At 70.4% G+C, this 24,550-nt stretch carries 25 protein-coding genes and 1 pseudogene; 12 read left to right on the top strand and 14 right to left on the bottom strand.

Annotated features, from left to right (window positions below; genetic code table 11):
- Nucleotides 1-2: 2 nt before the first annotated feature.
- Nucleotides 3-671 (bottom strand): ATP-binding cassette domain-containing protein, encoded by a 669-nt coding sequence (locus ACFSVL_RS20915; RefSeq protein ID WP_378306590.1) that lies wholly within the window; start codon nucleotides 669-671, stop codon nucleotides 3-5.
- Nucleotides 668-1,609 (bottom strand): hypothetical protein, encoded by a 942-nt coding sequence (locus ACFSVL_RS20910; protein ID WP_378306588.1) that lies wholly within the window; start codon nucleotides 1,607-1,609, stop codon nucleotides 668-670. Before ACFSVL_RS20910 ends, ACFSVL_RS20915 begins: the two co-directional genes overlap by 4 nt.
- Nucleotides 1,610-2,059: 450 nt before the next feature.
- Between ACFSVL_RS20910 and ACFSVL_RS20905 the strand changes: the two genes are divergently transcribed.
- Genes ACFSVL_RS20905 through ACFSVL_RS20895 form a run of 3 tightly spaced genes read left to right on the top strand, consistent with a single transcriptional unit; the run spans nucleotide 2,060 to nucleotide 4,416 of the window.
- Complete coding sequence (locus ACFSVL_RS20905; protein ID WP_378306586.1) at nucleotides 2,060-2,815, top strand: SDR family oxidoreductase; 756 nt, start codon at nucleotides 2,060-2,062, stop codon at nucleotides 2,813-2,815.
- 14 nt (nucleotides 2,816-2,829) lie between these two features.
- Nucleotides 2,830-3,486 (top strand): histidine phosphatase family protein, encoded by a 657-nt coding sequence (locus ACFSVL_RS20900; protein WP_378306585.1) that lies wholly within the window; start codon nucleotides 2,830-2,832, stop codon nucleotides 3,484-3,486.
- Between the two features lie 9 nt (nucleotides 3,487-3,495).
- Nucleotides 3,496-4,416, top strand: a complete 921-nt coding sequence (locus ACFSVL_RS20895) for an SMP-30/gluconolactonase/LRE family protein (protein ID WP_378306583.1) — start codon at nucleotides 3,496-3,498, stop codon at nucleotides 4,414-4,416.
- 59 nt (nucleotides 4,417-4,475) lie between these two features.
- Here the strand turns inward: ACFSVL_RS20895 and ACFSVL_RS20890 are convergent, their stop codons facing one another.
- Together ACFSVL_RS20890 and ACFSVL_RS20885 are read right to left on the bottom strand one after the other, a co-directional pair.
- On the bottom strand, nucleotides 4,476-5,303 hold the full coding sequence (locus tag ACFSVL_RS20890; protein ID WP_378306581.1) for an enoyl-CoA hydratase family protein: 828 nt from the start codon (nucleotides 5,301-5,303) through the stop codon (nucleotides 4,476-4,478).
- Entirely contained in the window at nucleotides 5,300-6,004 is a 705-nt protein-coding gene (locus tag ACFSVL_RS20885) for an SDR family NAD(P)-dependent oxidoreductase (protein ID WP_378306579.1), read from the bottom strand. The genes ACFSVL_RS20890 and ACFSVL_RS20885 overlap by 4 nt, the downstream gene beginning before the upstream one ends.
- 88 nt (nucleotides 6,005-6,092) lie before the next feature.
- Here ACFSVL_RS20885 and ACFSVL_RS20880 point away from each other — a divergent pair, with 88 nt between their 5' ends.
- The 4 genes from ACFSVL_RS20880 (at nucleotide 6,093) to ACFSVL_RS20865 (ending at nucleotide 10,082) form a co-directional block, all read left to right on the top strand.
- Nucleotides 6,093-6,866, top strand: coding sequence for a PaaX family transcriptional regulator (locus tag ACFSVL_RS20880; protein WP_378307286.1), 774 nt, complete (start codon nucleotides 6,093-6,095; stop codon nucleotides 6,864-6,866).
- Nucleotides 6,867-6,874: 8 nt separating this feature from the next.
- Nucleotides 6,875-7,666, top strand: coding sequence for a tryptophan 2,3-dioxygenase (locus ACFSVL_RS20875; protein ID WP_378306577.1), 792 nt, complete (start codon nucleotides 6,875-6,877; stop codon nucleotides 7,664-7,666).
- Entirely contained in the window at nucleotides 7,663-8,862 is a 1,200-nt protein-coding gene (locus ACFSVL_RS20870; protein WP_378306575.1) for a kynureninase, read from the top strand. Before ACFSVL_RS20875 ends, ACFSVL_RS20870 begins: the two co-directional genes overlap by 4 nt.
- 146 nt (nucleotides 8,863-9,008) lie before the next feature.
- Entirely contained in the window at nucleotides 9,009-10,082 is a 1,074-nt protein-coding gene (locus ACFSVL_RS20865) for a Glu/Leu/Phe/Val dehydrogenase dimerization domain-containing protein (RefSeq protein ID WP_378306573.1), read from the top strand.
- Nucleotides 10,083-10,350: 268 nt separating this feature from the next.
- Here the strand turns inward: ACFSVL_RS20865 and ACFSVL_RS20860 are convergent, their stop codons facing one another.
- The 3 genes from ACFSVL_RS20860 to ACFSVL_RS20850 form a co-directional block, all read right to left on the bottom strand.
- Nucleotides 10,351-10,536 (bottom strand): DUF5302 domain-containing protein, encoded by a 186-nt coding sequence (locus tag ACFSVL_RS20860; RefSeq protein ID WP_101433981.1) that lies wholly within the window; start codon nucleotides 10,534-10,536, stop codon nucleotides 10,351-10,353.
- A gap of 71 nt (nucleotides 10,537-10,607) precedes the next feature.
- The gene (locus tag ACFSVL_RS20855; protein ID WP_378306571.1) at nucleotides 10,608-11,027 is read right to left on the bottom strand and encodes a hypothetical protein; all 420 of its coding nucleotides are present in this window, start codon (nucleotides 11,025-11,027) and stop codon (nucleotides 10,608-10,610) included.
- A gap of 92 nt (nucleotides 11,028-11,119) precedes the next feature.
- Entirely contained in the window at nucleotides 11,120-11,986 is an 867-nt protein-coding gene (locus ACFSVL_RS20850; RefSeq protein WP_378306569.1) for an alpha/beta fold hydrolase, read from the bottom strand.
- Between the two features lie 69 nt (nucleotides 11,987-12,055).
- Here ACFSVL_RS20850 and ACFSVL_RS20845 point away from each other — a divergent pair, with 69 nt between their 5' ends.
- Entirely contained in the window at nucleotides 12,056-12,766 is a 711-nt protein-coding gene (locus tag ACFSVL_RS20845) for a TetR/AcrR family transcriptional regulator (protein ID WP_378306567.1), read from the top strand.
- A 205-nt stretch (nucleotides 12,767-12,971) separates the two neighbouring features.
- Here ACFSVL_RS20845 and ACFSVL_RS20840 read toward each other — a convergent pair whose 3' ends face one another.
- The 6 genes from ACFSVL_RS20840 to ACFSVL_RS20815 all read right to left on the bottom strand — a co-directional run bounded on the left by ACFSVL_RS20840 (nucleotide 12,972) and on the right by ACFSVL_RS20815 (nucleotide 20,074).
- Complete coding sequence (locus tag ACFSVL_RS20840) at nucleotides 12,972-13,601, bottom strand: TetR/AcrR family transcriptional regulator (protein ID WP_378306565.1); 630 nt, start codon at nucleotides 13,599-13,601, stop codon at nucleotides 12,972-12,974.
- A gap of 106 nt (nucleotides 13,602-13,707) precedes the next feature.
- Complete coding sequence (locus tag ACFSVL_RS20835) at nucleotides 13,708-15,402, bottom strand: flavin monoamine oxidase family protein (protein ID WP_378306563.1); 1,695 nt, start codon at nucleotides 15,400-15,402, stop codon at nucleotides 13,708-13,710.
- Entirely contained in the window at nucleotides 15,399-16,175 is a 777-nt protein-coding gene (locus ACFSVL_RS20830; RefSeq protein ID WP_378306561.1) for a carbon-nitrogen hydrolase family protein, read from the bottom strand. Before ACFSVL_RS20830 ends, ACFSVL_RS20835 begins: the two co-directional genes overlap by 4 nt.
- Nucleotides 16,172-17,602 (bottom strand): amino acid permease, encoded by a 1,431-nt coding sequence (locus tag ACFSVL_RS20825; protein ID WP_378306560.1) that lies wholly within the window; start codon nucleotides 17,600-17,602, stop codon nucleotides 16,172-16,174. The genes ACFSVL_RS20830 and ACFSVL_RS20825 overlap by 4 nt, the downstream gene beginning before the upstream one ends.
- Nucleotides 17,603-18,119: 517 nt before the next feature.
- Complete coding sequence (locus tag ACFSVL_RS20820) at nucleotides 18,120-19,385, bottom strand: sensor histidine kinase (RefSeq protein ID WP_378306558.1); 1,266 nt, start codon at nucleotides 19,383-19,385, stop codon at nucleotides 18,120-18,122.
- Nucleotides 19,386-19,390: 5 nt separating this feature from the next.
- On the bottom strand, nucleotides 19,391-20,074 hold the full coding sequence (locus ACFSVL_RS20815) for a response regulator transcription factor (RefSeq protein WP_378306556.1): 684 nt from the start codon (nucleotides 20,072-20,074) through the stop codon (nucleotides 19,391-19,393).
- Between the two features lie 91 nt (nucleotides 20,075-20,165).
- On the opposite strand from ACFSVL_RS20815, the pseudogene pip reads away from it, so the two are divergent.
- The 4 genes and pseudogenes from pip to lpdA form a co-directional block, all read left to right on the top strand.
- A pseudogene (gene pip, locus ACFSVL_RS20810) lies at nucleotides 20,166-21,104 on the top strand (prolyl aminopeptidase); the annotation flags it as partial.
- A 75-nt stretch (nucleotides 21,105-21,179) separates the two neighbouring features.
- On the top strand, nucleotides 21,180-21,584 hold the full coding sequence (locus tag ACFSVL_RS46635; RefSeq protein ID WP_449224384.1) for a nitroreductase family deazaflavin-dependent oxidoreductase: 405 nt from the start codon (nucleotides 21,180-21,182) through the stop codon (nucleotides 21,582-21,584).
- Nucleotides 21,585-21,639: 55 nt separating this feature from the next.
- Complete coding sequence (locus ACFSVL_RS20805; protein ID WP_378306552.1) at nucleotides 21,640-22,419, top strand: lysophospholipid acyltransferase family protein; 780 nt, start codon at nucleotides 21,640-21,642, stop codon at nucleotides 22,417-22,419.
- 236 nt (nucleotides 22,420-22,655) lie between these two features.
- On the top strand, nucleotides 22,656-24,041 hold the full coding sequence (lpdA, locus tag ACFSVL_RS20800; protein ID WP_378306550.1) for a dihydrolipoyl dehydrogenase: 1,386 nt from the start codon (nucleotides 22,656-22,658) through the stop codon (nucleotides 24,039-24,041).
- Here the strand turns inward: lpdA and ACFSVL_RS20795 are convergent.
- On the bottom strand, nucleotides 24,023-24,538 hold the full coding sequence (locus ACFSVL_RS20795; RefSeq protein WP_378306548.1) for a GNAT family N-acetyltransferase: 516 nt from the start codon (nucleotides 24,536-24,538) through the stop codon (nucleotides 24,023-24,025). The genes lpdA and ACFSVL_RS20795 overlap by 19 nt on opposite strands.
- Nucleotides 24,539-24,550: the final 12 nt, after the last annotated feature.

Raw genomic sequence — 24,550 nt, 5'->3', positions numbered from 1 at the left:
GGTCACTGAAAAAAGCCCGCTACGTAAGGATCTTCGAGGGCGCGGATCTCGGCGGGTGGTCCGGCGGCGATGACGCGGCCGTCGCGCAGGAACGTCATCGAGTCGGCGAACCCGGTCTCCGTCAGCAATGCGCCGTCGTGGGTGATGGTCAGCACGGCAGCCCCCGCATCGGCGTAAGCGCGCAGGCTCGCCCACACCTCGTAGGCGGTGCCGCGGTCGAGGGAGGCGCTGGGTTCGTCCACGACGAGCACGTCCGGTTCGGCCAGCAAAGCCAAGGCAAGCGCGGCCCGCTGGATCTGCCCGCTCGAATGCTGGTGCGGATAAAGGTCCAGCGCCTCCATCGGATAGACCGCTGCCTTGCAGACGTCCTCGACATTCTGGCCACGCAATTGCTCGCCGACAGTTCGCTCCGCGGCGAACGCCGTGACCCCGGACTGCGGCACCAGACCGACCCTGCCGGTGACGCACACGTCCCCAGTGCGGCGCGCCACCGAAGGAAGCGACCCCGTCAACGCCGCCGCTACCATCGACTTGCCGCACCCGGATTCGCCGAGCAACGCGGTGATCCGCCCGGCCGGCACCACGAGCCGCACCGAGTCCAGGACCCGCTCGCTCCAGCGCCCCGTGTCGACGTCGACCGTCAGGTCGCGCAGTTCGGCGGCCGGAATCACGGACCCCAGCCGATGCCGAAGATCCCCGGCCCGAAGTCCAGCGCGATCGCGTGCACGCCGTTGCCGCTGTCGAGCCGCAGCCGCCGCCGGGCCGGGGCTTCGTCGGTGGCGTTCGCGTACTGCCAGCACCGCGCGGGCACCGCGGTCGGGTCGAAGCGGACCTCCAGCAGGTACTCGCGGACCGGACGGCGGAATTCCCGGTAGTGCGTGGCGCGGCAGTGCGGATACGGCGGCCCGGCGTTGCGCAGGGTGTACTCGATGAGATGTGTCTCGCCGCGTTCCAGCGCGCGGTCGAAGAGCAGTTCGGCCACCAGGATGCCGTGGTCGTCGTCCACTTCGGCGCGCCCGACGCGGCAGTTGCGCACCGGGTGCAAGTCGGGCACCGCGGTCGCGTCACCCTGCGCGTACACCAGCAGCCAGCGGTCCTGACCGTCCGCACCGGACTGGAACACCGCGCGCGAGGTGACCGCGAGCTGGCCGCCGTCGGCCGCGATGTCGCACCGGTCGTGCAGGCCGACGAGCCGCAGCTGGTGCTGCTGGTCCAGCGCGTCGGGCGCGCCGACGCGGTCCAGCAGCGGCTGCAGGATCTCGCGGGTGAAAGTGACCGGCTCCTCGCCCGCCCGGTCGCGCCTGCTCGCGCCGCGCGGACGGGGCGGCGGCAGCAGGCCGAGCAGCGCGCCGTCGGGAACGTCGAGGATTTCCTCCAGCACCCGCACCGCGGACAGCGATCCGGCCCGCTCCGGCTGGCGTTTGCCCGACTGCCAATAGCTGAGCGCGGTGACGCTGACCGTCGCGCCGCGGGCGCGCAATCGCGCCTGGATCCGGTCGAGGGAAAGGCCGCTCGCTCCGATCGCGGCGCGCAGCGCGCTCGCGAACGCGGTCCGGGCGCCTCCGCCGGCGTCCGGACCGGCGTGGTCCGCATGCTCTCGCTGCGTCATGTCCCGCCGACCGCCCCCGCTGGTAACCGACCGTGCCGAGCCCGACACAGGCACGGTAGCAGCCGCCGGACCAGGCGCAGCGCCCGCGCCACTCGGACGAACGGGCTAGTACTGGCAACTGGGAACCATTGCCGTGACCTGCGCGGTCGCGCTTCCATGGCCAGGACGGAACGCGCCGCCCCCGGCGCGTCCGGAGCCTCGGCCCCGGCTTGCGGACCGCGCCCCGCACCTGGCCGGCGGCCGTGCCCGGAACCGGTGGCCCGGCATGCCCCCAGAAGCCGGGCCACCGGTCATCCGTGCCGGAGCCGCATCCCTCCCGCCGCGAGCACGTCCCTCCCGGCGGGCGGCTCCGGAACGGGGGAATTCCTTTCCTGCCGATTCCCGGCAGCCGGGACCCCGACGCGGTCACACAGCACCGCCGAGCGGGTTACCAGCGGGTAGGCTCCCGGCATGGTCCTGCGGCAGAACATCCTGATCACCGGAGCCAGCTCCGGGCTCGGCGAGGGAATGGCCCGGCAGTTCGCCGCTCGCGGCCGCAATCTCGCGCTGTGCGCCCGGCGCACCGAACGGCTCGACGCACTGGCCGGCGAGCTGCGCGCCGCCTACCCCGGGATCACCGTCGTCACGCGCGCGCTCGACGTCACCGACCACGACCGCGTCTTCACGGTGTTCGAGGAGTTCCGGACCGAACTCGGCCGCCTCGACCGCGTGATCGTCAACGCCGGGCTCGGCAAGGGACAGCCCGTCGGTTCCGGCCGGTTCGACGCCAACCGGCAGACCCTGGAGACCAACCTTGTCGGCGCGGTGGCGCAAATCGAGGCGGCCGCGGGCATCTTCCGTGAGCAGCGCGACGGGCACCTCGCGGTGATCTCGTCCTTCATGGCGCTGCGCGGTTTTCCGCGTAACCTCACCGCGTACGCCGCGTCGAAGGCCGGGATCTCCGCGTTCGCCGAAGGCGCACGGCTGGAGCTGAGCGGTCACGGCGTCACGGTCACCGACGTGCGGCCCGGCTACATCAGCTCCGAGATGACCGCTCGCTCCACCAAACGCAATCCGCTCATGGTGTCGGCCGAAGCCGGCGCGCACGCCCTGGTCAAGGCGATCGAAGCGGAACCGAAGCGCGCGTACGTGCCTTCGTGGCCCTGGGTGCCGCTGAGTGTCGCGGTACGCTGGGCCCCTGGCCGGCTGCTGCGGAAGTTTTCCTGACGGGACGGGCATAAATGGGTGCGATCTACCTGATCCGGCACGGCCAGGCGTCGTTCGGCGCGGCGGATTACGACGCGTTGTCGCCGCTGGGTTTCGAACAGTCCACCTTGGTCGGTGCGGAGCTGAAACGGCGCGGGGTCGAGTTCGCGCAGGTGCGTTCGGGAACGCTGGCCCGTCAGCGGGACACTGCGGCGACGGCGTTGAAAACCCTCGGCTGCGACGTGCCGGTGGTCGAGGACGAACGCTGGAACGAGTACGACCACGTCGACATCGGACGGCACTACGCGGGCGGTGCGCCGCAAGAAGATCCGCGCGAATACCAACGGCTGCTGGACGCCGCGCTGACCGCGTGGGTCGATGCCGGCGACGACGGCCCGGCCGCGGAAAGCTGGCCTGCTTTCCTCGGCCGCTGCACGGCGGCGCTGGCGGAGCTGGCCGGCTCGCTGGGCAAGGGCGAGAACGGGCTCGTGTTCACCTCCGGCGGCGTGCTGGGCGCGGTCGCCGGGGCGCTGCTGGGCACGCCGGGGCCGGGGTTGCTGAAGCTCAACCGCGTCACCGTCAACACCGGCATCACCAAGCTGACGTCCGGGCGCGGCGGGGTCACTTTGCTGTCCTTCAACGAGCATCCGCATCTCGAAGGCGAGACGGCGCGGCTGCTCAGCTACCGGTAGGAGGCCGTCGTGCGGTTCGGTGAGGTCACGATCGTCCCGGTGAACGGGCACGGTCCGGAAGACGTGGTCGTGGACGCCGAGGGCCGGGTCTACACCGGCGTCGACGACGGCCGGATCCTGCGGGTGTCGCCGGACGGACGGCGGATCGACCTGGTCGGCGACACCGGCGGCCGCCCGCTCGGCCTGGAGCTGTACGGCGAGGACGAGCTGCTGATCTGCGACGCCCGCGCCGGTCTGCTGACCATGCCGCTGGCCGGCGGCGAGACCACGACGCTCGCGACGTCCGGTGCCGGGCTGGATTTCGTGTTCTGCAACAACGCCGCGGTCGCCGCCGATGGGACGGTCTACTTCACGGATTCCTCGCGCCGCTTCGGCATCGACAACTGGCGCGACGACCTCATCGAACAGACCGCCGGCGGACGGCTGCTGCGCCGCACCCCGGACGGCGAGATCGACCTGCTCGCCGACGGCCTCCAGTTCGCGAACGGCGTCGCGCTGCCGCCGGACGAGTCCTTTGTGGCGGTCGCCGAAACCGGCGCGTGCCGGGTCAGCCGGGTGTGGCTGACCGGTCCGCGCGCGGGCGACCGCGACGTCCTGATCGACGATCTGCCAGGCTTCCCGGACAACATCGCGACCGGTTCGGACGGGCTGATCTGGATCACCGAGGCCAGCCCGCGCATCCGGGCCCTCGACGTCGTGCGCCGGCTTCCCACACCGGTCCGGACGGCGGTTCGCGCGTTGCCGGACGCCCTGCAGCCCGCGCCGAAACGCCAGGTGGGCGCGGTCGCGGTCACCCCGGAGGGTTCGGTGGTGCGGGAACTGCGCGGCGAGATCCCGGGCTTCCACCTGCTGGTGGGCATCCGCGAGTACCACGGCCGCCTGTGGTTCGGCTCCCTGGAAGAGAACGCGATCGCCTACACCGACCTCTAGCTGTCCGTGAGGGGAACCCTGGGGGAATCAGAGTCCCTCAGGGTTCCCTTCACGGACGGTCAGCGGCCGGTCCACTGTGGACTGCGACCGGCGGCCCAGGCGGCGTAGAACTCCTTGTGGTCCTTGGCAGTCATCAGCAGCGCCTGCGTGATGGCTTCCAGCTCGATCGAGCTGCCGAGGTCGCTGTCGAGTTCGCGGGTCAGCAGCACCTTCGTGGTGGAGTACGCCAGCGCCGGGCCGTCCGCGAGCCGCCGGGCCAGCGCGGCGGCCTCGCCGGCCAGTTCCGCGTCGGGCACCACCCGGTTCGCCAGGCCGATCGCTTCGGCGCGCGCGGCGGGGAGTTTGTCGCCCAGCATCAGCAATTCCGTCGCGCGGCCGAGCCCGACCAGGCGCGGCAGCAGGTACGCCGAACCCATGTCCGCGCCCGCCAGGCCGACCTTCGTGAACAGGAACGCGAACTTCGCCGATTCGGCCAGCAGCCGGAAGTCGCTGGCCAGCGCGAGGACCGAACCGGCGCCCGCCGCGACGCCGTTGATCGCCGCGATGATCGGGATCGGCGTTTCGCGCATGGCTTTCACCACCGCGCCGGTCATCCGGGTGAATTCGAGCAGTTCCGCGGTGTCCATTTTCTGCAGCTCGCCGATGATTTCCTCGACGTCGCCGCCGGAACAGAAACCGCGGCCCTTTCCGGAGAGCACGAGCACCCGCACGTCGCCGCGGTGCGGCAATTCGGCGACGAGGTCGCGCAGGTCGGCGTAAACGTCGAAGGTGAGCGCGTTGAGCTTTTCCGGACGGTCGAAGGTCACCGTCGCGACCCCGTCGTCCACCGTGAACTCGAAGTGCTCCCACGATTTCGTGAGCGGGGCACTGGCGCGGAACGGGCTCATTTCTGGATTCCTCCACCGTCGAGTACGAGGGTCTGTCCGTTGATCGCGGCCGCTTCCGGAGCGGCGAAAAACTCCACGGCGTACGCGATTTCGCCGGGTTCGAGCAGTCGGCCGAGCGGGGACGCGGCGGCGAGCGCGGCTTCCGCGTCGGCTTCGTCGCGGCCGGTGCGTTCGCGGATCCGGGCGACCGAGGTCGCGGTCATGTCGGTGCGGACGAACGACGGGCACACCGCGTTCGACGTGACGCCGGTGCCCGCCACTTCCGCCGCAACCGCGCGCATCAAGCCGACCGCCGCGTGCTTCGACGCGGTGTAGCCCGAGGTGTAGCGCGCCCCGGCCAGGCCCGCCGTCGACGCGACCGTGACGATCCGTCCGAAGTCGCGTTCGCGCATGCCCGGCAACACCGCGCGAGTGCACAGGAACGCGCCGGTCGCGTTCACCTCGAACTGGCCGCGCCAGTCGTCGAGGCCCGTCTTCGCCAGCGGCGCGCTCGACGACACGCCAGCGTTGTTGACCAGCACGTCGACCGGTCCGAGCTGGGCGAAGTACGCGCGGACCGCGGCCTCGTCGGTGACGTCGCACTCGGCGCGGCCGGGGGAGTGCACCGTCGCGCCAGCGGCACGGAACCGTTCGGCGACGGCCGCGCCGATGCCGCGAGTGCCGCCGGTGACCACCACGACTCGGTCGGAAAAACTGCTCACTCCCGAAAGCTACACTGCAGCGGGCTGGGGTGTATAGAGTTGCCTCGTGCCCGATCCCGAACCCGCCCGTACGCCCCAGGAGCTGGTGATGACGCTGCTGGGCAGCTACGTGCGCCCGCGCGAGACCAAGCGCGTGTGGTCCGGCGGCCTCGTCGCGCTGCTGCACGAGCTGGGCTTCTCCGACGGCGCGGCCCGGATCGCGCTGACCCGGCTGGTCCGCCGCGGCCTGCTGTCCCGGCACCGCGAGGGACGGCTGGTGCACTACTCGCTGACCCCGCGCACCGTCGCCCTGCTGGACGACGGCGACCGGCGGATCTTCGGCCTCGGCCGCCGCGACGAACCCGCCGGGACCTGGACCGTGCTGTGGCAGAACATCCCGGAAACCCGCCGCCAGTCCCGTGAACGGCTGGTGCGGCGGCTGCGGTTCCTCGGCTTCGGCCCGGTCCAGGACGGCACCTGGCTCGCCCCGCACGACCGCGAGGCCGAGGTGCTCGCTCTGCTCACCGAACTCGACGTCGCCGAGCACGCCGGCCTGATGCTCGGCACGCCGTCCGCCGCACTGGACGTGCGCCGGCTCGCCGGACGGGCCTGGGACCTCGACGGACTGTCCGCCCGATACGCCGCGTTCGTCGCCGAATTCGGCGACTGCCCGCGCGACCTCGGCGACGCGCAAGCGTTTGCCGTACGCACCAGGCTGGTGCACACCTACCGCGAATTCCCTTCGCTGGACCCGGAGTTACCGTCTGAGCTGATCCCCGCGCCCGAGACCCGGGCGGCGGCGGTCAAGTTGTTCCACGACCTGTATTCGGCGCTCGCGCCACCCGCTCAGCGCCACTTCGACCGAACCCTGTCCACGAGATGAGGAACCCGATGACCGGAACCGACGACACCCAAGCCGCGCTCAGTTACACGTCCTATCTGGCGCTCGACGAGGTCCTGACCGCGCAGCGCCCGCGCTCGGACGAACACGACGAACTGCTGTTCATCGTGATCCACCAGGTCTACGAGCTGTGGTTCAAGCAGATCCTGCACGAGGCCGCGTTCCTGCAGGAGAACCTGGAAGCGGGCAACACCGCGCACTCGATCCGCACGCTGCGCCGCATCCTGACCGTGCTGAAGGTGGTGGTCGCGCAGATCGACGTGCTGGAGACGATGACGCCCAGCCAGTTCACCAGCTTCCGCGCCCGGCTCGACGCTTCGAGCGGCTTCCAGTCCGGCCAGTTCCGCGAGCTGGAGGCGGTGCTCGGCCGCCGCGACGAGCGCGTGTTCGCGCACTACCCGGACGGCGGCGAGCAGCGCACCCGGATCGCCGACGCGATGCGGCGGCCGTCGGTGTTCGACTCGTTCCTGGCCTACCTGTCCGGAAAGGGCTACCCGGTGGCCACCGACCGCGACGTGACCCGTCCGCTGGAGGCGTCGCCGGAGCTGCAGGAAGTGCTGCTGAAGGTCTACCAGGACGACGGCGGTCCGTCGGTGCTCGCCGAGGCACTGGTCGACCTCGACGAGGGCCTGCAGGAATGGCGCTACCGGCACGTGAAAATGGTCGAACGCACGATCGGCGACAAGACCGGCACCGGCGGTTCCTCCGGCGCGACCTACCTGCGCACGACGCTGTTCAACCCGATGTTCCCGGACCTGTGGGCCGTCCGGAGCCGACTGTGACCACGGTGGATTCCTTGCGCGCCAAGGAGAACGCGCTCGCCCCGCACTACGCGCGGTTCCAGGTCGCCGACCGGTTGCTGCTGTCCGCGCATTCGCACCAGGCCTGGCCGGACGTCGCCGAGGAAGGTCTGCGCGAGGCGTTCGCCGACGCCGCGCGGGACGTGGACGAGAAGTGGGGCCGGGCCTTCGCGAAGGCCGACGAGCTGCGGAACGGCTTCCGGCAGTGGCTGTCCGATCCGCACGGCGACTACGCACTCGGCCAGAACACGCACGAACTCGTGCTGCGGTTCCTGTCCGCGATCGAGCTGCGGAAGCGGCCGCGCCTGGTGACCACCGACGGCGAATTCCACACCCTGCGCCGCCAGCTCACCCGGCTGGCCGAGGAGGGCGTCGAGGTCGTCCGCGTACCCGCGGCCCCGGTGGCCACGCTGGCCGAACGGCTCGCCGAGCAGGTCGACGACCGGACCGCGGCGGTGTTCACGTCGGCCGTGCTGTTCGAGACGTCCTGGATCGTGCCGGGTCTCGCGTACCTGGCCGAAACGTGCCGGAGCCGCTCGGTCGAACTGGTCGTCGACGCCTACCACGCGATCGGCGCGGTCCCGTTCCCGCTGCACGACCTCGGCCTCACCAACGCGTGGGTGCTCGGCGGCGGCTACAAGTACCTCCAGCTCGGCGAGGGCAACTGCTTCCTGCGGCTGCCCGCGCACGCGCAGGAGCTGCGGCCGGTGATTACCGGCTGGTACGCGGAATTCGGGGCCCTCGCCGACGAACGCCGCCCCGACGAAGTCGCGTACGCACCCGGCGGCGACCGGTTCGCCGGAGCCACCTACGACCCGTCGAGCCACTACCGCGGCGTACGGGTGCAGCAGTTCTTCACCGAACAAGGACTCACCGCCGAGTTCCTGCGCGAGGTGTCGCAGCACCAGGTCGGCCTGCTCGCCCGCTGCTTCGACGATCTCGCCCTCCCCGACAACGTCGTCACCCGCGACCGCGAGACCCCGCTCGACGGCATCGGCGGCTTCCTCTCGCTGCGCAGCCCGGTCGCCGGACAGCTCTGCGAACGCCTGGCCGCGCGCGGCGTGCGGACCGACAGCCGGGGCCATTACCTGCGCTTCGGCCCCGCGCCCTACCTCTCGGATGAACAGCTAGAGACGGCGATTTCCACCCTTCGGGAAGCTGTCTCGGATCTGGGATGAAGACCCGGGATGCGGGTGGTGGCCCGGAGAACGGCGAAGTAGGTTGACGGTGTGCACCGCGGGATGGGCAACCCTCGTCCCCCGGTGCGCACCGTTCACACATTTGCGCGGCCACGAGCCGCGTGGGAGACAAAGGAGTCACCACCGTGACCGAAGGCGTGTTCGGCCGGCACAGCGGCCATGAACAAGTCGTGTTCTGCCACGACGAGGCCAGCGGGCTGAAAGCCATCATCGGCATCTACTCCACCGCACTGGGCCCGGCCCTGGGCGGCACCCGGTTCTACCCCTACGCCACCGAGGACGCCGCGCTGGACGACGTTCTGGCGCTCTCCAAGGGAATGGCGTACAAGAACGCACTCGCCGGCCTCGACCTCGGCGGCGGCAAGGCCGTCATCATCGGCGACCCGAACACGCTGAAGTCCGAAGCGCTCCTGCGCGCCTACGGCCGGTTCGTGGAGTCGCTCGGCGGCCGCTACATCACCGCCTGCGACATGGGCACCTACGTCCGGGACATGGACGTGGTCGCTCGCGAGACCCGGCACGTCACCGGACGCTCCCCTGAGGACGGTGGCGCCGGCGACTCGTCCGTGCTCACCGCTTTCGGGGTGTACCAGGGCATGCGCGCGTCTGCCGACCAGGTGTGGGGCGTGCCCGAGCTGACCGGCCGCCGCGTCGGCGTGGCCGGAGTCGGCAAGGTAGGCCACATCCTCGTCGGCCACCTCGTGGAGGCCGGCGCACACGTGGTGATCACCGACGTCGCGACCAGCGCGGTGGAACGCACCCGCGCGGCCTACCCCGGCGTCGAGGTCGTGTCCGATGTGGACACCATGATCAGGACCGACCTGGACGTCTTCGCCCCGTGCGCGATGGGCGGCGTGCTCACCGACGAGACCGTGGCCGCCTTGGGCGCCCGAATCGTCTGCGGTGCGGCCAACAACCAGCTAGCGCACCCCGGCGTCGACAAGCTGCTGAACGACCGGGGCATCCTGTTCGCCCCCGACTACCTGGTCAACGCGGGCGGCGTGATCCAGGTAGACGACGAACGCCACGGCTTCGACTTCGCCCGCGCGCAACGCAAAACCGCGGCCATCTTCGACACCACGAAAGCGGTGTACGACTTGGCAAAGGCCGACGGCGTACCCCCCGCCGCCGCAGCCGACCGCCTAGCCGAACGCCGCATGACCGACGTAGGCCGCCTGCGCTCCATCCTCACGGTGTAGCTCCCGCAAACGTCCGTGAGGGGAACCCTGAGGGAATCTGATTCCCTCAGGGTTCCCCTCACGGACCGCCCTCCGCCCATGCGCCCCGCCCCATCCGAACCGCCACCGATGCACCCAACGCATCCAGGTGCCCACACCACCCCCGCACCCCGATACGAAGCCAAAACGCGGTCTGGGACTGCTTGTCAAGGCATCTTTCCCGCCTTGACAAGCAGCCCCAGACCGTAGTCACAATGTGGCTTCGGGGTGCCCTAAGCCCCCGAAAGGATCAGCCGCTCTTCCGCCGAAACGTCCGCTTGTTCGCCGCAGGCCCATGCGCATGCTGGCTCTGCTGCCCAGCATTCTCGTGCGCGGCCCCCTCCCGCGCCTTGGCCTGCTTCCGTTCCAGCGCCTCGCGGAACTTCCGCTTGACGTCGCCCTCCCCGTCGCTGGGTGCCGGTTGCGCTTCACTCATGGCTGACCTCCGAAGGTGACGACGTGATACCCCGTCAGCCTGGCACCATCAGCGCACCTTGGCGAGCCATTTCAGAGTGACGCCACCCGGCGGTGGCCAGGTTCGGCGGCCCGGCGCGGCAGCGGCACGACCGCATCCGGCGCGACCGGCCGAACCCGCTGCGCCGCCCGCCACGCGGCGCCGGCGAGGAGCCCGAACACCAGCACACCAGCCAAGATCACCGCGACCCAGCCCGTCGCCGCGGCGAAAAGCAGGTCCCCGGCCCGGCTGTAGACGAAGCCGGAAAGCACCGCCCATCCCACCGCCGCGACCCCGGCCGCGGCGAGCGGGGCCGTGATCACCGCCACTGCGCCGACCGCGAGCGCGACGGCCGCGACTGCGTAGCCCGGATGCGCCGTGGCCCCGGCGAGATTCGCCGCGATCGCCGCCGCCACTACCGCCACACAGCCGAGCGGGAAACCGAACCCGCCGGACAGCCGTTCAGTACGCATGCCCCATGGCATCCCGCGCGGGCGCGTAAAGCAGGAGGCGCGGACGAGTTCCGTACGCCCCGCTGCTGGTTTTTGACGGCTTCTTGACCTGCTCAGGCGCGAGCGGTCGCGCGGACGATCGCGGCCACGATCTCCGGCCACAGCGGTTCCGGAAGGTCGTGCCCCATGCCGGGAACGACGACCAGCTCCGCGTCCGGGATCGCCGCCGCGGTGGCCTTTCCGCCGCTGACGTCGATCATCACGTCGGAGTCGCCGTGCAGCACGACCGTCGGCAGCCGGAGGTCGCGCAGTCGTTCAGTACGATCGCCCGAGGCGACGACCGCGGCGGCCTGCCGCTGCATCCCGGCCGGGTTCCGTCCCCGGTCGTAGTTCCGGGTTGCCTTGTGCCGCAAGTATTCCTCGGTGGCTGGATAGCCCGGCGAGCCGGTGACGCGGTAGTTCGCGACGCTCTGTTCGATCTGCGCCTCGCGCGTTTCCGGCACCGACGCGGTGAGCGTCGCGAGCGCGGCGGGCGAGACCTGGCCGACCGACCGGTCGCCGGTCGTCGACATGATCGACGTCAGGCTCAGCACCCGGTCCGGATGGTCGATCGCGAGCTGCTGCGCGACCATTCCGCCCATCGACGCGCCGACGACGTGCGCCTTCGCGAAGCCGAGCGCGTCGAACAGCCCGACGATGTCGTTCGCGAGGTCCGAGAGCAGGTACGGCGCCGGAGCCGTGCCCGCCACGATCCCGGCGAGGTCCGGCATGCCCAGTTCGGTGAACCAGGTCGACAGGCCGGCGTCCCGGTTGTCGAAACGCACGACGTGGAAGCCGCGGCTCGCGAGGAGTTCGCAGAAACCCTCCTCCCAGGTGATCATCTGGGCGCCGAGGCCCATCACCAGGACGACCGGCGGGGCGGCCGGATCGCCGAACGTGTCGTACTCGAGTTCGAGGCCGTTGGCCTGTGCGCGTGGCATGCCCCGATCATGCCGCAGCCCGGAACCGCGTGTGGCCGAGCCGGCCGGTCGCCGGTTACGGTGCACGGCATGCCGACTTCGCGTGCCGGACAGCGAGCCCGGTCCCGTTCGGCCGCCGGGCTGCCCGCGGTCACCGCGAAGAAGGTGATCGACGCGGCGGTGCAGCTGACCGTCGAGCGCGGGCTGGAGAACTGGACGCTGCGCCAGCTGGCCGCGGCGATCGACGCGTACCCGGCGGTCGTCTACCACCACGTCGGCGACCGCGACGCGGTGGTGTGCGCGGTGCTCGACCGGGTCGTCGGCCAGCTGCGGCTGCCTGACGACGAGCTGGAGTGGCAGGAGTGGTTCGTCGAACTGCTGACCGGCCTGCGCGAGGTGCTGCGCAAACACCCGGGCACCGCGCGCCGGATGGCGTCGTTCGGCCCGTCGGTGGCCGCGGCGACGCCCACGCTGGACCGCGGCGTGCGGATCCTGCTCGAAGCGGGCTTCGGCGACGAGAGCCCGCTCGCCTACACGATGCTCACCGCCACCGCGTGCCAGTACGTCGCGATCGAGGACGACCGGGACTGCGGCCTCGCGCTGCGCCTGGACAACACCGAGGAGTACGCCTCCTACCGCGACCGCGAGGACCTGCCCGGCATGGCCGCGCACGGCCGCGCGATGCACGGGCTGCTCACCGACCCGGAAGCGGCGGCCGGTTACCATCCGTACCTGTTCGACTTCGCGATCCGCCGCTGCCTCGACGGGCTCACCTGCCGATTGGCCCAGTTGCGCGCCTGAAATTCGCGAAATTGCTCCGCCCGAGCGGATGCACTGGTCCGTCCGCGTGGTCATGGTGAAAAGTCGGGCTGTCGCTGCGCCGACCGACACCGATTCGACGCTTTCCCGGCGTAGCGTGGACAGCTACCGGGGGCCTCGCCTCCGGAAGGGGCCCCCGGCACTTTCCTCCCCCCTCGTGGTGCCGGGGGCTCTCCTTCCGGTCTCCTCAGTGCTGGGGCGGATGCTGGATCGCCGGGAACACCCCGCCGATCACGGTCACGAGCGACATGCTCAGCAGGGTGTGCACCTGGTGCCGGTCGAGCGAGCGGTGCACGAGCCACTCCCGGCCCGCCGCCTTCACCATGCCGGCGAACGCGCGCACCGCGGCGTTCAGCTCCTCGCCGTGCGCGCTGTCGCGGGAGAGGCCGACCGCCTCCAGCACGCGGTCGGCCGACGCGCGGTCCGCCTCGGCGACGATCCGGTCCACCTCCGGATCGCGTCCGATGCCCTCCGGCGCGATCGCGGCGAGCCACAGCTTCTCCTGCTCGCGCACCATGTCGAGAAGCCAGCTGATGGCGGCGTCCACGCGTACTTCCAGCGGGCCGTCCGGCAGAATCTGCACCGCAATCCGCGGCACGGTAAGCGCGCGCCGAATGATTTCGAGGTACAACTCCCTTTTCGTTCCGAAATAATGATTGATCAGTCCGCGGGCCACGCCTGCCTCGGCCGCGATGTCCGAAGTGGACACTTCCGAATACGGACGTTCGCCGAACAGTCTCGCCGCACAGGCGTAGATCTGCTCTTTGCGTTCGTCCGGTTCGAGTCGCCGCCACTTCGGCGCCGGATCGGTGCTCATGGCATCAGTTTGGCATGATCGGTTCAGTACGGTGGATTAATCGGGCCGAATGTCGCCGCGGAAACACGTTCGGCTGCTACCGCGCGGTATCGCTTGACGGCTCCGGTCAGTCCGGGAGTTCGAGCGGGGCGAGGTCCGCGAACCGGTCGCCCGGACCGGGATTCGCCGGATCGCTCGCGCCGCCGAAGTGCCGTTGCACGCCCCACACCGCGTTGAGCGCGGTCTGCACCGCGCCCTCGGCCCAGCCCGCTGTCCACGAAATGTCGTCGCCCGCGAGGAACAAGCCGCGGTGCCGCTCGGGCAGTGAATCCTGCACGAAGTGCGTGAAAAGCCGGTGCTGGTACCGGTAATGCCCGGGCAGGTTCGCCTTGAACGCCCCCATGAAATGCGGTTCGGCCTCCCAGGACACGGTCACCGGGTCGCTCACGATGTGCCGCCGAACGTCGACGCCGGGGTAGATCTCGCGCAGCGACTGCAGCATCACCTCGACCCGGTCGGACACACTGAGCGGCAGCCACTTCAGCGAATCGTCGGCCCACGTGTAGGACAGGCAGATCACCGCGGGCCGGTCCGGGTCGTCGCCGAGCAGGTAGGTGCCGCGCGGCATCCGGTCGGTGAGCGTCATGCTCATCGTGTCGCGGCCGGTGACCGGGTCCGGATCGAGCCAGAACGGGCGGTCGACCGGCACGAACACCTTGGAGGATGCCATGTAATGGGTGCGCTCGATGGCCGTCCAGTGGTCGATCGGGAAGAGCGCCTCGTCGCATTCGATCTTCGACAGCAGCATCCAGCTCTGCGCGGTGAACACCGCGGCGCCGAACGTGCGGATGTGGCCGGAGGCGTCGGTGACGGTGATGTTGTTCGGCGCGGTGCGGTGCAGCCGGGTGACCCCGGGCCTCGGCTGGCCGTTTTCGTGCAGGGCAGCGAGATTCGTGCCGGACGGCCAGTGCGCGAGGTGCTCCGGGACGCGCTCCCACAGCCGCCGCGGAAGCTGCTCGCTGCCGCCGACGATGCTGCGGTGCTCGTCGTCCGCGCCGGTATAGACCACCCGGAGGATTTCGAGAATCGAGTTGGGGAAGTCGGTATCCCAGCCGCCGGTGCCGAATCCGACCTGGCCGAAGATCTCTCGATGCCGAAACGACGAAAATGCCGGGGAATCGCACAGGAATCCGTAGAAGGTCTGGTTGTCGAGCCGGGGCACCAGCTCGTTCCAGATCTTTTTGACGGTCGCGACGTCGCGATTGCGGATCGCGGTCTGCATCTCGGCGAACGACGCGTTCTCGTCCAGCGTGCGCTGCCACGCCTTCGCCACTTCGCCGTATACGCCGGGCAGATCCTCGGGCGTGCGCGCGTAGTGGCTCTCGCCCTTGAGATCGACCACTGTGCTCGGCGTCGCCGGCGAAAGCGGGTTCGGGAACGGCGTGGTTTCCAGCCCGGTCTTGGTGATGTAGTGGAACAGCGACGTCGAGGACGGCGGGAACCGCATCGCGCCCATCTCGGCGACCACGTCGTCGGGAAGCCCGGGGAAGCGGTGCGTGCGCAGCCGCCCGCCGATCCCGTCGATCTCGTACACGACCGGCCGCAGCCCGAGCTTCATCAGCTCGTAGGCGGCCACGATGCCGGAGAGGCCGCCGCCGATCACCGCGACCTCGGTGCCGTGCACCTGCTCCGGCACGGTGCCGAGCCCGGCCGGATGGGCGAGGTAATCGTCGTAGGCGAACGGGAAATCGGGGCCGAACATCGTGATCGGCCGCCCGGCCGGTTCCTCGGCGTGGATCGCGGCGGGAACTGCGGAGGTCATGCCCGGGGTCCTTCGGTGAGAGAGCGGTACAGCGACGGCCGTCGGTCGGCCAGGTACGGGGTTTCGGCTCGCGCTTGAGCGAGCACGGCCGGGTCGATTTCAGCGAACAGCAGCTCTTCGCCCGGCCCGGTCTTCGCGACGACTTCGTCCGGCGACGCGACTGTCGAGCGTCCGCAGTAGCTCAGCTCGCCTTCGTCGTCGCAGCGGTTCGCGTACACGACGTACAGCTGGCTTTCGTGCGCGCGAGCCGGAATGAGCAGGTCGGCAATGCGCTCGTACGGCCGCATCAACGCCGTCGGCACGAGCAGCACCTGCGTGCCCGCGAGCGCGTGCGCGCGGACCAGCTCGGGGAACTCAACGTCGTAACAGATCAGCATGCCTACGCGGAGACCGTTGAGGTCAGCTTGCACCACCGGCTCGTCCCCAGCCGAGAACTGGTCGCGGTCGAGGTCGCCGAACAGGTGCGTCTTGCGGTAGTTCGCGAGCCGTTCCCCTTGCGCGGACAGCAGTTGCGCCGAGTTGTACACCGCGTCGCCGTCGCGTTCGGGATAGCCGTAGACCAACGCGACCCCGTGCTCGGCCGCCAACGCGCCCAGCTCGCCCGCGCGCGGCCCGTCCGCCGCTTCGGCCCGCTCGGCGACGGCTTTCGCGCCGATGTTGTAGCCAGTCGTACCCATCTCCGCGGTCACGACCAGCTCGGCACCGCGCTCCGCCGCAGCGGCCATCGCCTCGGGCAGCCGCTCGTGCGGTCCTTGGTGGACAGCGATGATCATCGGACCTCCGCGAGCCGCGAACGGCGGATGCTGTAGCCGAAGTAGATGACGAGACCGAGCAGCATCCACGCGCCGAACACGATCCAGGTTGCCCCGTCGAGGCTGAACATCATGTAGGCACAGCAGATCACCCCGAGAATCGGCGTGACCGGCGAGAACGGCACCCGGAAGGTGCGCTCGGCTTCGGGACGGCGCTTGCGCAGGATCAGCACGGCGACGTTGACCAGCCCGAACGCGAACAACGTCCCGATACTGGTGGCGTCGGCGAGCTTGCCGAGCGGGATGAAGGCGGCGAGCACCGCGACGAAACCGGACACCACGAGCGTGTTGGTGCGCGGCACACCGGTCTTCGGGTGCACTGTGGACAGAGCCTTCGGCACGAGCCCGTCGCGGGACATGGCGAACAGAATTCGCGTCTGCCCGTAGAGCACGGTCAGCACGACGCTGGAAATCGCCACGATCGCGCCGATCGCGAGCAGGATCGCCCAGAGCGGGTTGCTCGTGATGGTGGTCAGCACGTGCGACAGCGCGGCCTGCTGGTCGCCGAACTCCTGCCAGGGCAACGCGCCGATCGCCGCGACCGCGACCAGGCAGTACAGGACCGTGACGATGCCGAGCGACAACAGAATCGCGCGCGGCAGGTCACGCTGCGGGTTGCGCGCTTCCTCGCCGGCGGTGGAAGCCGCGTCGAACCCGATGTAGGAGAAGAATAGTTTCGCCCCGCCCGCGCTCATTCCCGCCAGCCCGAGCGGCAGGAACGGAGTGAAGTTCTGCGCCCGGACTGCGGTGAAAGCGATGGCGCAGAACAGAATCAGCGTGCCGATCTTCACCACGACCATGACCGCGTTGGCCCGCGCGCTCTCCTTCGCGCCGGACAGCAGCAGCACCATCGCCAGCAGCACCACGACAATCGCCGGAAGGTTCACCAGCCCACCGTCCCCCGGCGGCCCGCTGAGCGCCTCCGGCAACGCGACACCGAATGCGAGATGCAGCAGTTCGTTGACGTACTGCCCCCACCCGACCGCGACCGACGCGACGGAGACGCCGTACTCCAGCACCAGGCACCAGCCGCACACCCAGGCGACCAGCTCGCCGAGCGTCGCGTACGCGTAGGAGTAGGAGGACCCGGAAAGCGGGATCATGCCGGCCAGTTCGGCGTAGGACAGCGCGGAGAACAACGCGGTGATCCCGGCCAGCACGAACGAAACGACCACCGCGGGCCCGGCCACCGGAACCGCCTCGCCGAGCACCACGAAGATCCCGCTGCCCAGGGTCGCGCCGATGCTGAGCATGGTCAGCTGACTGAGCCCGAGCGACCGCTTCAACGGCCCGTGATCCGCCTCGGCCACCAGCTCGGTGACCGGTTTGCGGCGCAGCACCGCGGTGCCGAGCCGCCCGCGCGCGGGACGGGGGGAGGTGGTGCTCACCGGGCGGCTCCTAGTGAATCGTGACGTCGATGTCGGCTTCGAGCCACGGTATCGATCGAGAAGCGCCCCGAAAACCGAGATCTGTTGTGGATTGACGGCGGTGGTGGGTGATTCATTGCGCTCTCGGTGTCGGTTCCGCGGGGTGGTGGGAGGCCTGGGCCGGTTCGGGTCGGCGTTCGGGCCGGTCCTGACTGTAAGTGATCGGGGATGGGGGTTGTCGGCGGCGGTTTGGCTGGGCTGGTCAGGGGGCGGGGAGGGAGGTCTGGAACTGCGGGTGGGGGTCGGCTGGCGTGCCTGCGGGTCGTGGGTGAGGGCCGGGGAGCAGGCGCGTTCGCTGGATGCTGTGCCAGTGATGCGGGCCGACGTGAGGGCCGCTGTCGTGCGCGCGGGGGCCGAGAGCGGTTCTGGCGAGGACGGCTGGGCGCGGTGCGGTCCCGATCGTGGTGCCGTGGCCGGGTATCGGCTGCTCGGGCGGTGTCTGTCCGTCGCCGGTCGCACCGCGGCCGTCTGGGCTGGGTCAGGGAGCGGGTGCTTCCGGAAGCAGCAGCGTGAACGTCGGCGGATCGGGCCGTGAGAGGCGCAGTCGGCCGCCTTCGGCTTCGGACAGGCTTCGGGCCAGTCGGAGGCCGATGCCGTGCCCGCCGGGGGTGTGGTCGGCGAACGGGTCGCGTTCGCCCAGGTCCGGGCCCTCGTCTACGACGTCCACCGCTAGAGCGCCACCGGCGTCGCGGGCTCGGACGGTGATGGTGCCTTCGCCGTGGTTCAGTGCGTTGTCCAGCAGGACGGCGAGCACTTGCCGGACGGCGGGGGCCGACGCGCGGACTGGTGGCGGGTCGGTGATTTCCAGGCGTAGTTCCCGGCCGCCGGGCAGCGGGGTGTCGGCCAGTTCTTCCAGGAGCGCGGTCAGGTCCAGCCGGTCGCGTGGAGCGCGGCGTTCCCGGGACAGCGCCAGCAGGTCTTCGACGGTGCGTTCCAGCCGGTCGGCGGCGGTGATTCCGGCGCGTACCGCGGCATACGGGTCGCGGCCGGGGGTTTCCAGGGCGGATTCCAGTTGCAGGCGCAGGCCGGCGAGCGGGGTGCGCAGTTGGTGGGAAGCTTCGGCGGAGAAAGCGCGTTCTCGTTCCAGCGTTTCGCCGATGCGGGTCGCGGTGACGTCCAGGGCAGCGCCCACGCGGTCGATTTCGGGGATTGCGGAACGTGGCGAGCGCGCGGAGAAATCGCCCTCGCCGAGCCGGGTCGCGGCGCAGGCCAGGTCTTCCAGCGGACGGGTCAGTCGCGCGGCGATGCGGCGGGCGACCAGCCAGCTCGCTAGGACCGCGCCGATCGCGCAGCCGGCCATCACCAGCCAGGTGATGCCGACGTCGCGGGTCAGCACGGAGCGGGGGAGCGCCGCGCGCACGATGCCGGTCATGCGGGCCCCGGTCAGCACGGGGACGGCCAGTACGTCCTCGTCCCCGACCTTTTGGTTGACCATGTCGTCGCGCGTCGCGGCTACTCCGCGCACGACGTCGTCCGCGGTCGTCGGGCCGGTCCCGGCGAGGAGCTTGCCGGACGGGTCGTAGACGCCGACCTCGGCGCCGTCCTCGTTGTCCGGGATGGTGAAGGGCTGGCCGGCGGCGAGCGCGTCGGACACCTCGACGGCCACGCCGTCGGCGGCCCGTTCCAGCGCGGCCGTGGTGTGCGTGCGGAAGTACCACAGCGCCCCGATGGCGAGCGGCAGCCCGAACAGGCTCGTGGCCAGCACCGCGGCCAGCACGGTGAGCGTCACGATCCGGCGGCGCACTCCGGTCAGTCCCCTTCCAGCCGGTATCCGTGCCCGCGCAGGGTGGCGATCCTCGGCACCTCGTACGGCGACTCGGCGGCCGACGCGAGTTTGCGGCGCAGCGCGGCGATGTGCACGTCGAGCGTTTTGGTGGAGCCGTGCCAGTGCGAATCCCACACGTCGGACATCAGCGTGTCGCGGCTCACCGCCTGCCCGGGCTGGACGGCCAGCCGCGCGAGCAGGTCGAACTCCCGCGCCCGCAGCGCGACCTCCCGGCCGTTCAGGCTGACCCGCCTGCTCGCGATGTCGACCTCCAGCGCGCCGATCCGCACGAGCGGCGTCGACGGTGCGGCCGGCGCGCCGCGGCGGAGGTGCGCGCGCACCCTGGCGAGCAGTTCGGCCAGCCGGATGGGCTTGGTGAGGTAGTCGTCGGCACCGGCCTCCAGCCCGACCACGACGTCCATTTCGTCCGCCCGTGCGGTGAGGATCACCAGCACCGCGCCCGGAATCGCCGAACGCAGCCGCCGGCACACCTCTACGCCTTCGACGTCCGGGAGGCCAAGGTCCAGCAGGACGAGATCGGCCGCGGTCTCGCGCAGCGCGCTGCGGCCGTCCCGGCACCATTGCACTGTGTGGCCGTGCCCGCGCAGTGCGGAGTCGAGGACGCTGCCGATCGCCGCGTCGTCCTCTACCACCAGTACCTTCGCCATGAGGTAAGCCTAACCGGAGCACCCTGGCCGCGTCCGCGCGTCCACAGTGGACCCCCAGCGGGATGCGGCCGAGGTCGGGCATAGTGGCTGCATGCTCGGTCTGTACCCGGAACTCGATCCGTACGACCACGGGATGCTGCCGGTCGGCAACGGCAACACGCTGTATTGGGAGGAATGCGGCAACCCCGCGGGCAAACCGGTCGCGTTCCTGCACGGCGGTCCCGGGGGCGGCGCGTCCGCGCGGCACCGGCGGCTGTTCGACCCGGAGCGCTACCGGATCGTGCTGTTCGACCAGCGCGGCTGTGGCCGGAGCACGCCGCACTGCAGCGAGCCGGACGTCGACCTGTCGGTGAACACGACCTGGCACCTGGTGTCCGACATGGAGCAGCTCCGCGAGGACCGCGGCATCGACCGCTGGCAGCTGTTCGGCGGCTCGTGGGGCAGCGTGCTCGCGCTCGCGTACGCGGAAACGCATCCGGAGCGGGTGACCGAACTGATTCTCCGCGGCGTCGCGACGCTGCGGCTGAAAGAAGTGCAGTGGCTTTTCGGCGGGGGCGCGGCGTGCATGTTCCCGGAGGCGTGGTCGCGTTTCCTCGCTCCGGTGCCGTACGCGCGCCGCGGCGGCGACCTGCTGGAGGTGTACCACGAACTGCTGAATCACCCGGACCCGAACGTGCACGGGCCCGCCGCGCTCGCGTGGAGCCGGTGGGAGGGCGAGACGGTGAAGTTCACGCCGCAGGACGAGGTGGTGGCCGCGTTCGGCGAGCCGGAGTTCGCGCTCGCGATCGCGCGGATCGAGAACCACTACTTCCGGCACGGCGGCTGGCTCGCCCCGGACCAGCTGATCCGCGGGGCCGGGAAGCTGTCGGGCATCCCGTGCGTTCTGGTGCAGGGCAGGTACGACGTGGTCACTCCCGCCACCACCGCCTGGGAACTCGCGCAGGTGCTGCCGGGCGCCGAGCTGAAGATGATCGGCGACGCCGGGCACGCCTTCGACGAGCCGGGCACGCTGCACGAGCTGATCAGCGCGACCGACCGGTTCGCGGCAGGGTGGGAGGGCACGTCCGGGCTGTCGAGCGCGGAAGTCGAACGAAAGGAAATCCGCATGCTGTTCGGTGACGAGCACGTTCGCCGTTACGAGGAGACCGACGGGCAGGTCGGGCACGACTGGCAGGAAGGCGTGCCGACGCTGGTGCTCACCACGAAGGGCCGCAAGACCGGGCAGGACCGCAAGTTCGCCCTGATCTACCAGGAGGACGACGGCAACCCGGTGATCGTCGCCTCGAAGGGCGGCGCGGAAAACCACCCTGGCTGGTACCTGAACCTGCAGGAGAACCCCGAGGTCGGAGTGCAGGTGTGGGCGGACAAGTTCACCGCGCGCGCCCGGACCGCGACCGGCGAGGAGCGCGCCCGGCTGTGGGACAAGCTCGCCGCCGTGTGGCCCGCCTACAACGACTACCAGAAGAAGACCGACCGCGAGATCCCCGTGGTGGTGCTCGAGCGAGTGTGATCCGTGCCGCGTCCGGGGTTCGCGCGGCACCGAACCGGGGCGTCTTCCGCTACGAATGACGCTCATGGCGCTGCGCACCCGGACCCGGGACAACTGGACCCCGCTCGAAGGGGAGCTGCTCGGCTTCCGCGGCATGCAGGCGTACGGCAGGCGGTTCGCCCGGTCCGGCCGGGGAGCCTGGTACCACTTCGCGATCGAGGTCGTGTGGCAGCTGCTCGCCGCGACGAGCCGGTTCCGCGTGCGCGGCGCGCGGAACATCCCGGAAACGGGCGGGGTGGTGGTGGCCTCCAACCACCTCTCGAACGCCGACCCGACGACGCTCACCGCGTTCTGCCTCGGCTCCGGCCGGGTGCCGCGGTACCTCGCGAAGGCGAGCCTCTGGAACGCGCCGGTGATCAGGTCGGTGATGCGGTCCGGCAAGCACATCCCGGTGCACCGCGGCGCGCCGACCGCCGCGGGCGCGTACCGCGACGCCGTCGCCGCGGTGCGGGCGGGCGAATGCGTGGCGATCTTCCCGGAGGCCGGGCTCTCCGCCCATCCGGACGGCTGGCCCGCTAAGGGCAAGACCGGTGCCGCGCGGATCGCGCTGGAGACCGGGGTGCCGGTGGTCCCGGTCGCGAACTGGGGCACGCACAAGCTGCTGCCCGCTGGCTCCTGGTTCCCGCGCGTCCTGCCCCGGCCGACGATCGAGTTCGTCGCCGGAGAGCCGGTGGACCTCGACGATCTGCGCGGACGCGAGCTGACCAGGGACGTGCTGGACGAGGCGACTACGCGGATCATGGCCGCGGTGACGGAGCTGCTGGCCGGGATCCGGGGCGTGCGGCCGCCGGTCTGAGCGGCCGGTTCGGGGCGGCCACTGTGGACAATGCGGCGCGGCTGCTGGGCGGGCATCGCTGCTGAGGCGGATGCGCGGCTGGGAACCGGGCGCTGTCCCGGTGCGGGGGATGTGCCCGGTTCGATCTTGGTGCGTTGGAGTGGGCTGCGTGCCGACGCCACGTCGGGGCGGCCGCTCGTCGGAAAGCGGGCGCCGTCACGCCGCCCCGCGCGGGCGTGGCGGGTAGTTTCAACGGTATGAGCGCAGACTATGACGTGGTGGTCCTCGGGGCCGGAGTCGGTGGGTACGTCGCGGCGATCCGGGCTTCGCAGCTGGGGCTGAGCGTGGCGGTCGTGGAAGAGAAGTACTGGGGCGGGGTGTGCCTCAACGTCGGCTGCATCCCTTCGAAGGCGCTGCTGCGCAACGCCGAGCTGGCGCACACGGTGAAGGAGGAGGCCGCGACCTACGGCATCTCCTCCGACGGGGAGATCCGGTTCGACTACACCGCGGCGTACGAGCGCAGCCGCAAGGTCGCGGACGGGCGCGTCAAGGGCGTGCACTTCCTGATGAAGAAGAACAAGATCACCGAGTACAACGGGCGCGGCACCTTCGTGGACGCCAACACCCTCGAGGTGAACGGCGAGCGGATCTCCTTCACCTACGGCATCATCGCGACCGGCGCGACGGCGCGGCTGCTGCCGGGAACGCAGCGCAGCGAGCGCGTGGTCACTTACGAAAAGCAGATCCTCGAAAGCGAACTGCCGGGCAGCATCGTGATCGCCGGAGCGGGCGCGATCGGCGTGGAGTTCGCGTACGTGCTGCGCAACTACGGCGTGGACGTGACGATCGTCGAGTTCCTCGACCGGATGGTGCCGCTCGAGGACGCCGAGGTGTCCGCCGAGCTGGCCAAGCGCTACCGCAAGCTGGGGATCAAGGTGCTGCTGGGCACCAAGGTCGAGGCGATCGACGACTCGGGGGCCAAGGTGGCCGTGACCGTGTCGAAGAACGGCGAGCAGCAGGTGCTCGAGGCCGACAAGGTGTTGCAGGCCATCGGGTTCCGGCCGAACGTCGAGGGCTACGGGCTGGAGAACACCGGCGTCGCGCTGACCGAGCGCGGGGCGATCGCGATCGACGGCCGTGGCCGGACGAACGTGCCGCACCTGTTCGCGATCGGCGACGTGACCGCGAAGCTGATGCTGGCGCACGCGTCGGAGTCGATGGGCATCGTGGCGGCGGAGACGATCGCCGGCGCGGAGACCATGGAGCTGGACTTCGTGATGATCCCGCGCGCGACCTACTGCCAGCCGCAGATTGCGAGCTTCGGCTGGACCGAGGAGCAGGTGCGCGAGAAGGGCTTTGACGTTCAGGTGTCGAAGTTCCCGTTCACGGCGAACGGCAAGGCGCACGGCCTCGGCGACGCGGCGGGCTTCGTGAAGGTGCTGAGCGACGCGAAGTACGGCGAACTGCTCGGCGCGCACCTCATCGGCCCGGACGTGACGGAGCTGCTGCCGGAGCTGACGCTGGCGCAGCAGTGGGACCTTACGGTGCACGAAATTTCTCGCAACGTGCACGCCCATCCGACACTGGGCGAAGCGGTGAAGGAAGCGGTGCACGGACTGGCCGGTCATATGATCAACTTCTGATTCTTCGACGACTCGCCCTGGCCCGCGGTGGTTTCGCGGGCCGGGGCGCTGTCGTTTTCGGGCAAGGGCAACGAGAACACCAGTTCCGGCCGGGACCACGAGATCTTCGGCGGTTTCGGCGGGATGGTCCCGACTCGGCGGGCGCCAACGCGTTCGTAGAACTTCACCGCGGGCGGATGCGACACCACGCGCACCTCGGCCAGCCCGAGTTCCCTTGCCACGTCGAGGATCTGTTCGACCAGCCGGGCGCCAAGGCCGGTGCCCTGTGCTTCGTCGGCGACGAACAGCAGGTCTAGCTCGGCATCGGCGAGCGCGGCGAACCCGAGCGGCCCGGAGGGGCCGCGGGCGACCAGAACCTGGTGCTGGCGAAGGTAATCCGGGGTGACGGCGTATCCCTCCAGGATCGAGGCGTATTGGCCTTGATAGGCCGAGGACGAGTGCATGAGGTCGGTGAGCGCGGCGGCGTCGGCAGCGGTCGCGCGGTCGATCTTGAACATGGTCGACACGGT

Origin of the sequence: Amycolatopsis silviterrae (assembly GCF_042684085.1) — a bacterium.
Taxonomy (GTDB): domain Bacteria; phylum Actinomycetota; class Actinomycetes; order Mycobacteriales; family Pseudonocardiaceae; genus Amycolatopsis; species Amycolatopsis silviterrae.
Note: the sequence above shows the minus strand (reverse complement) of the source record. Positions and strands in the feature narration are given on the sequence as shown.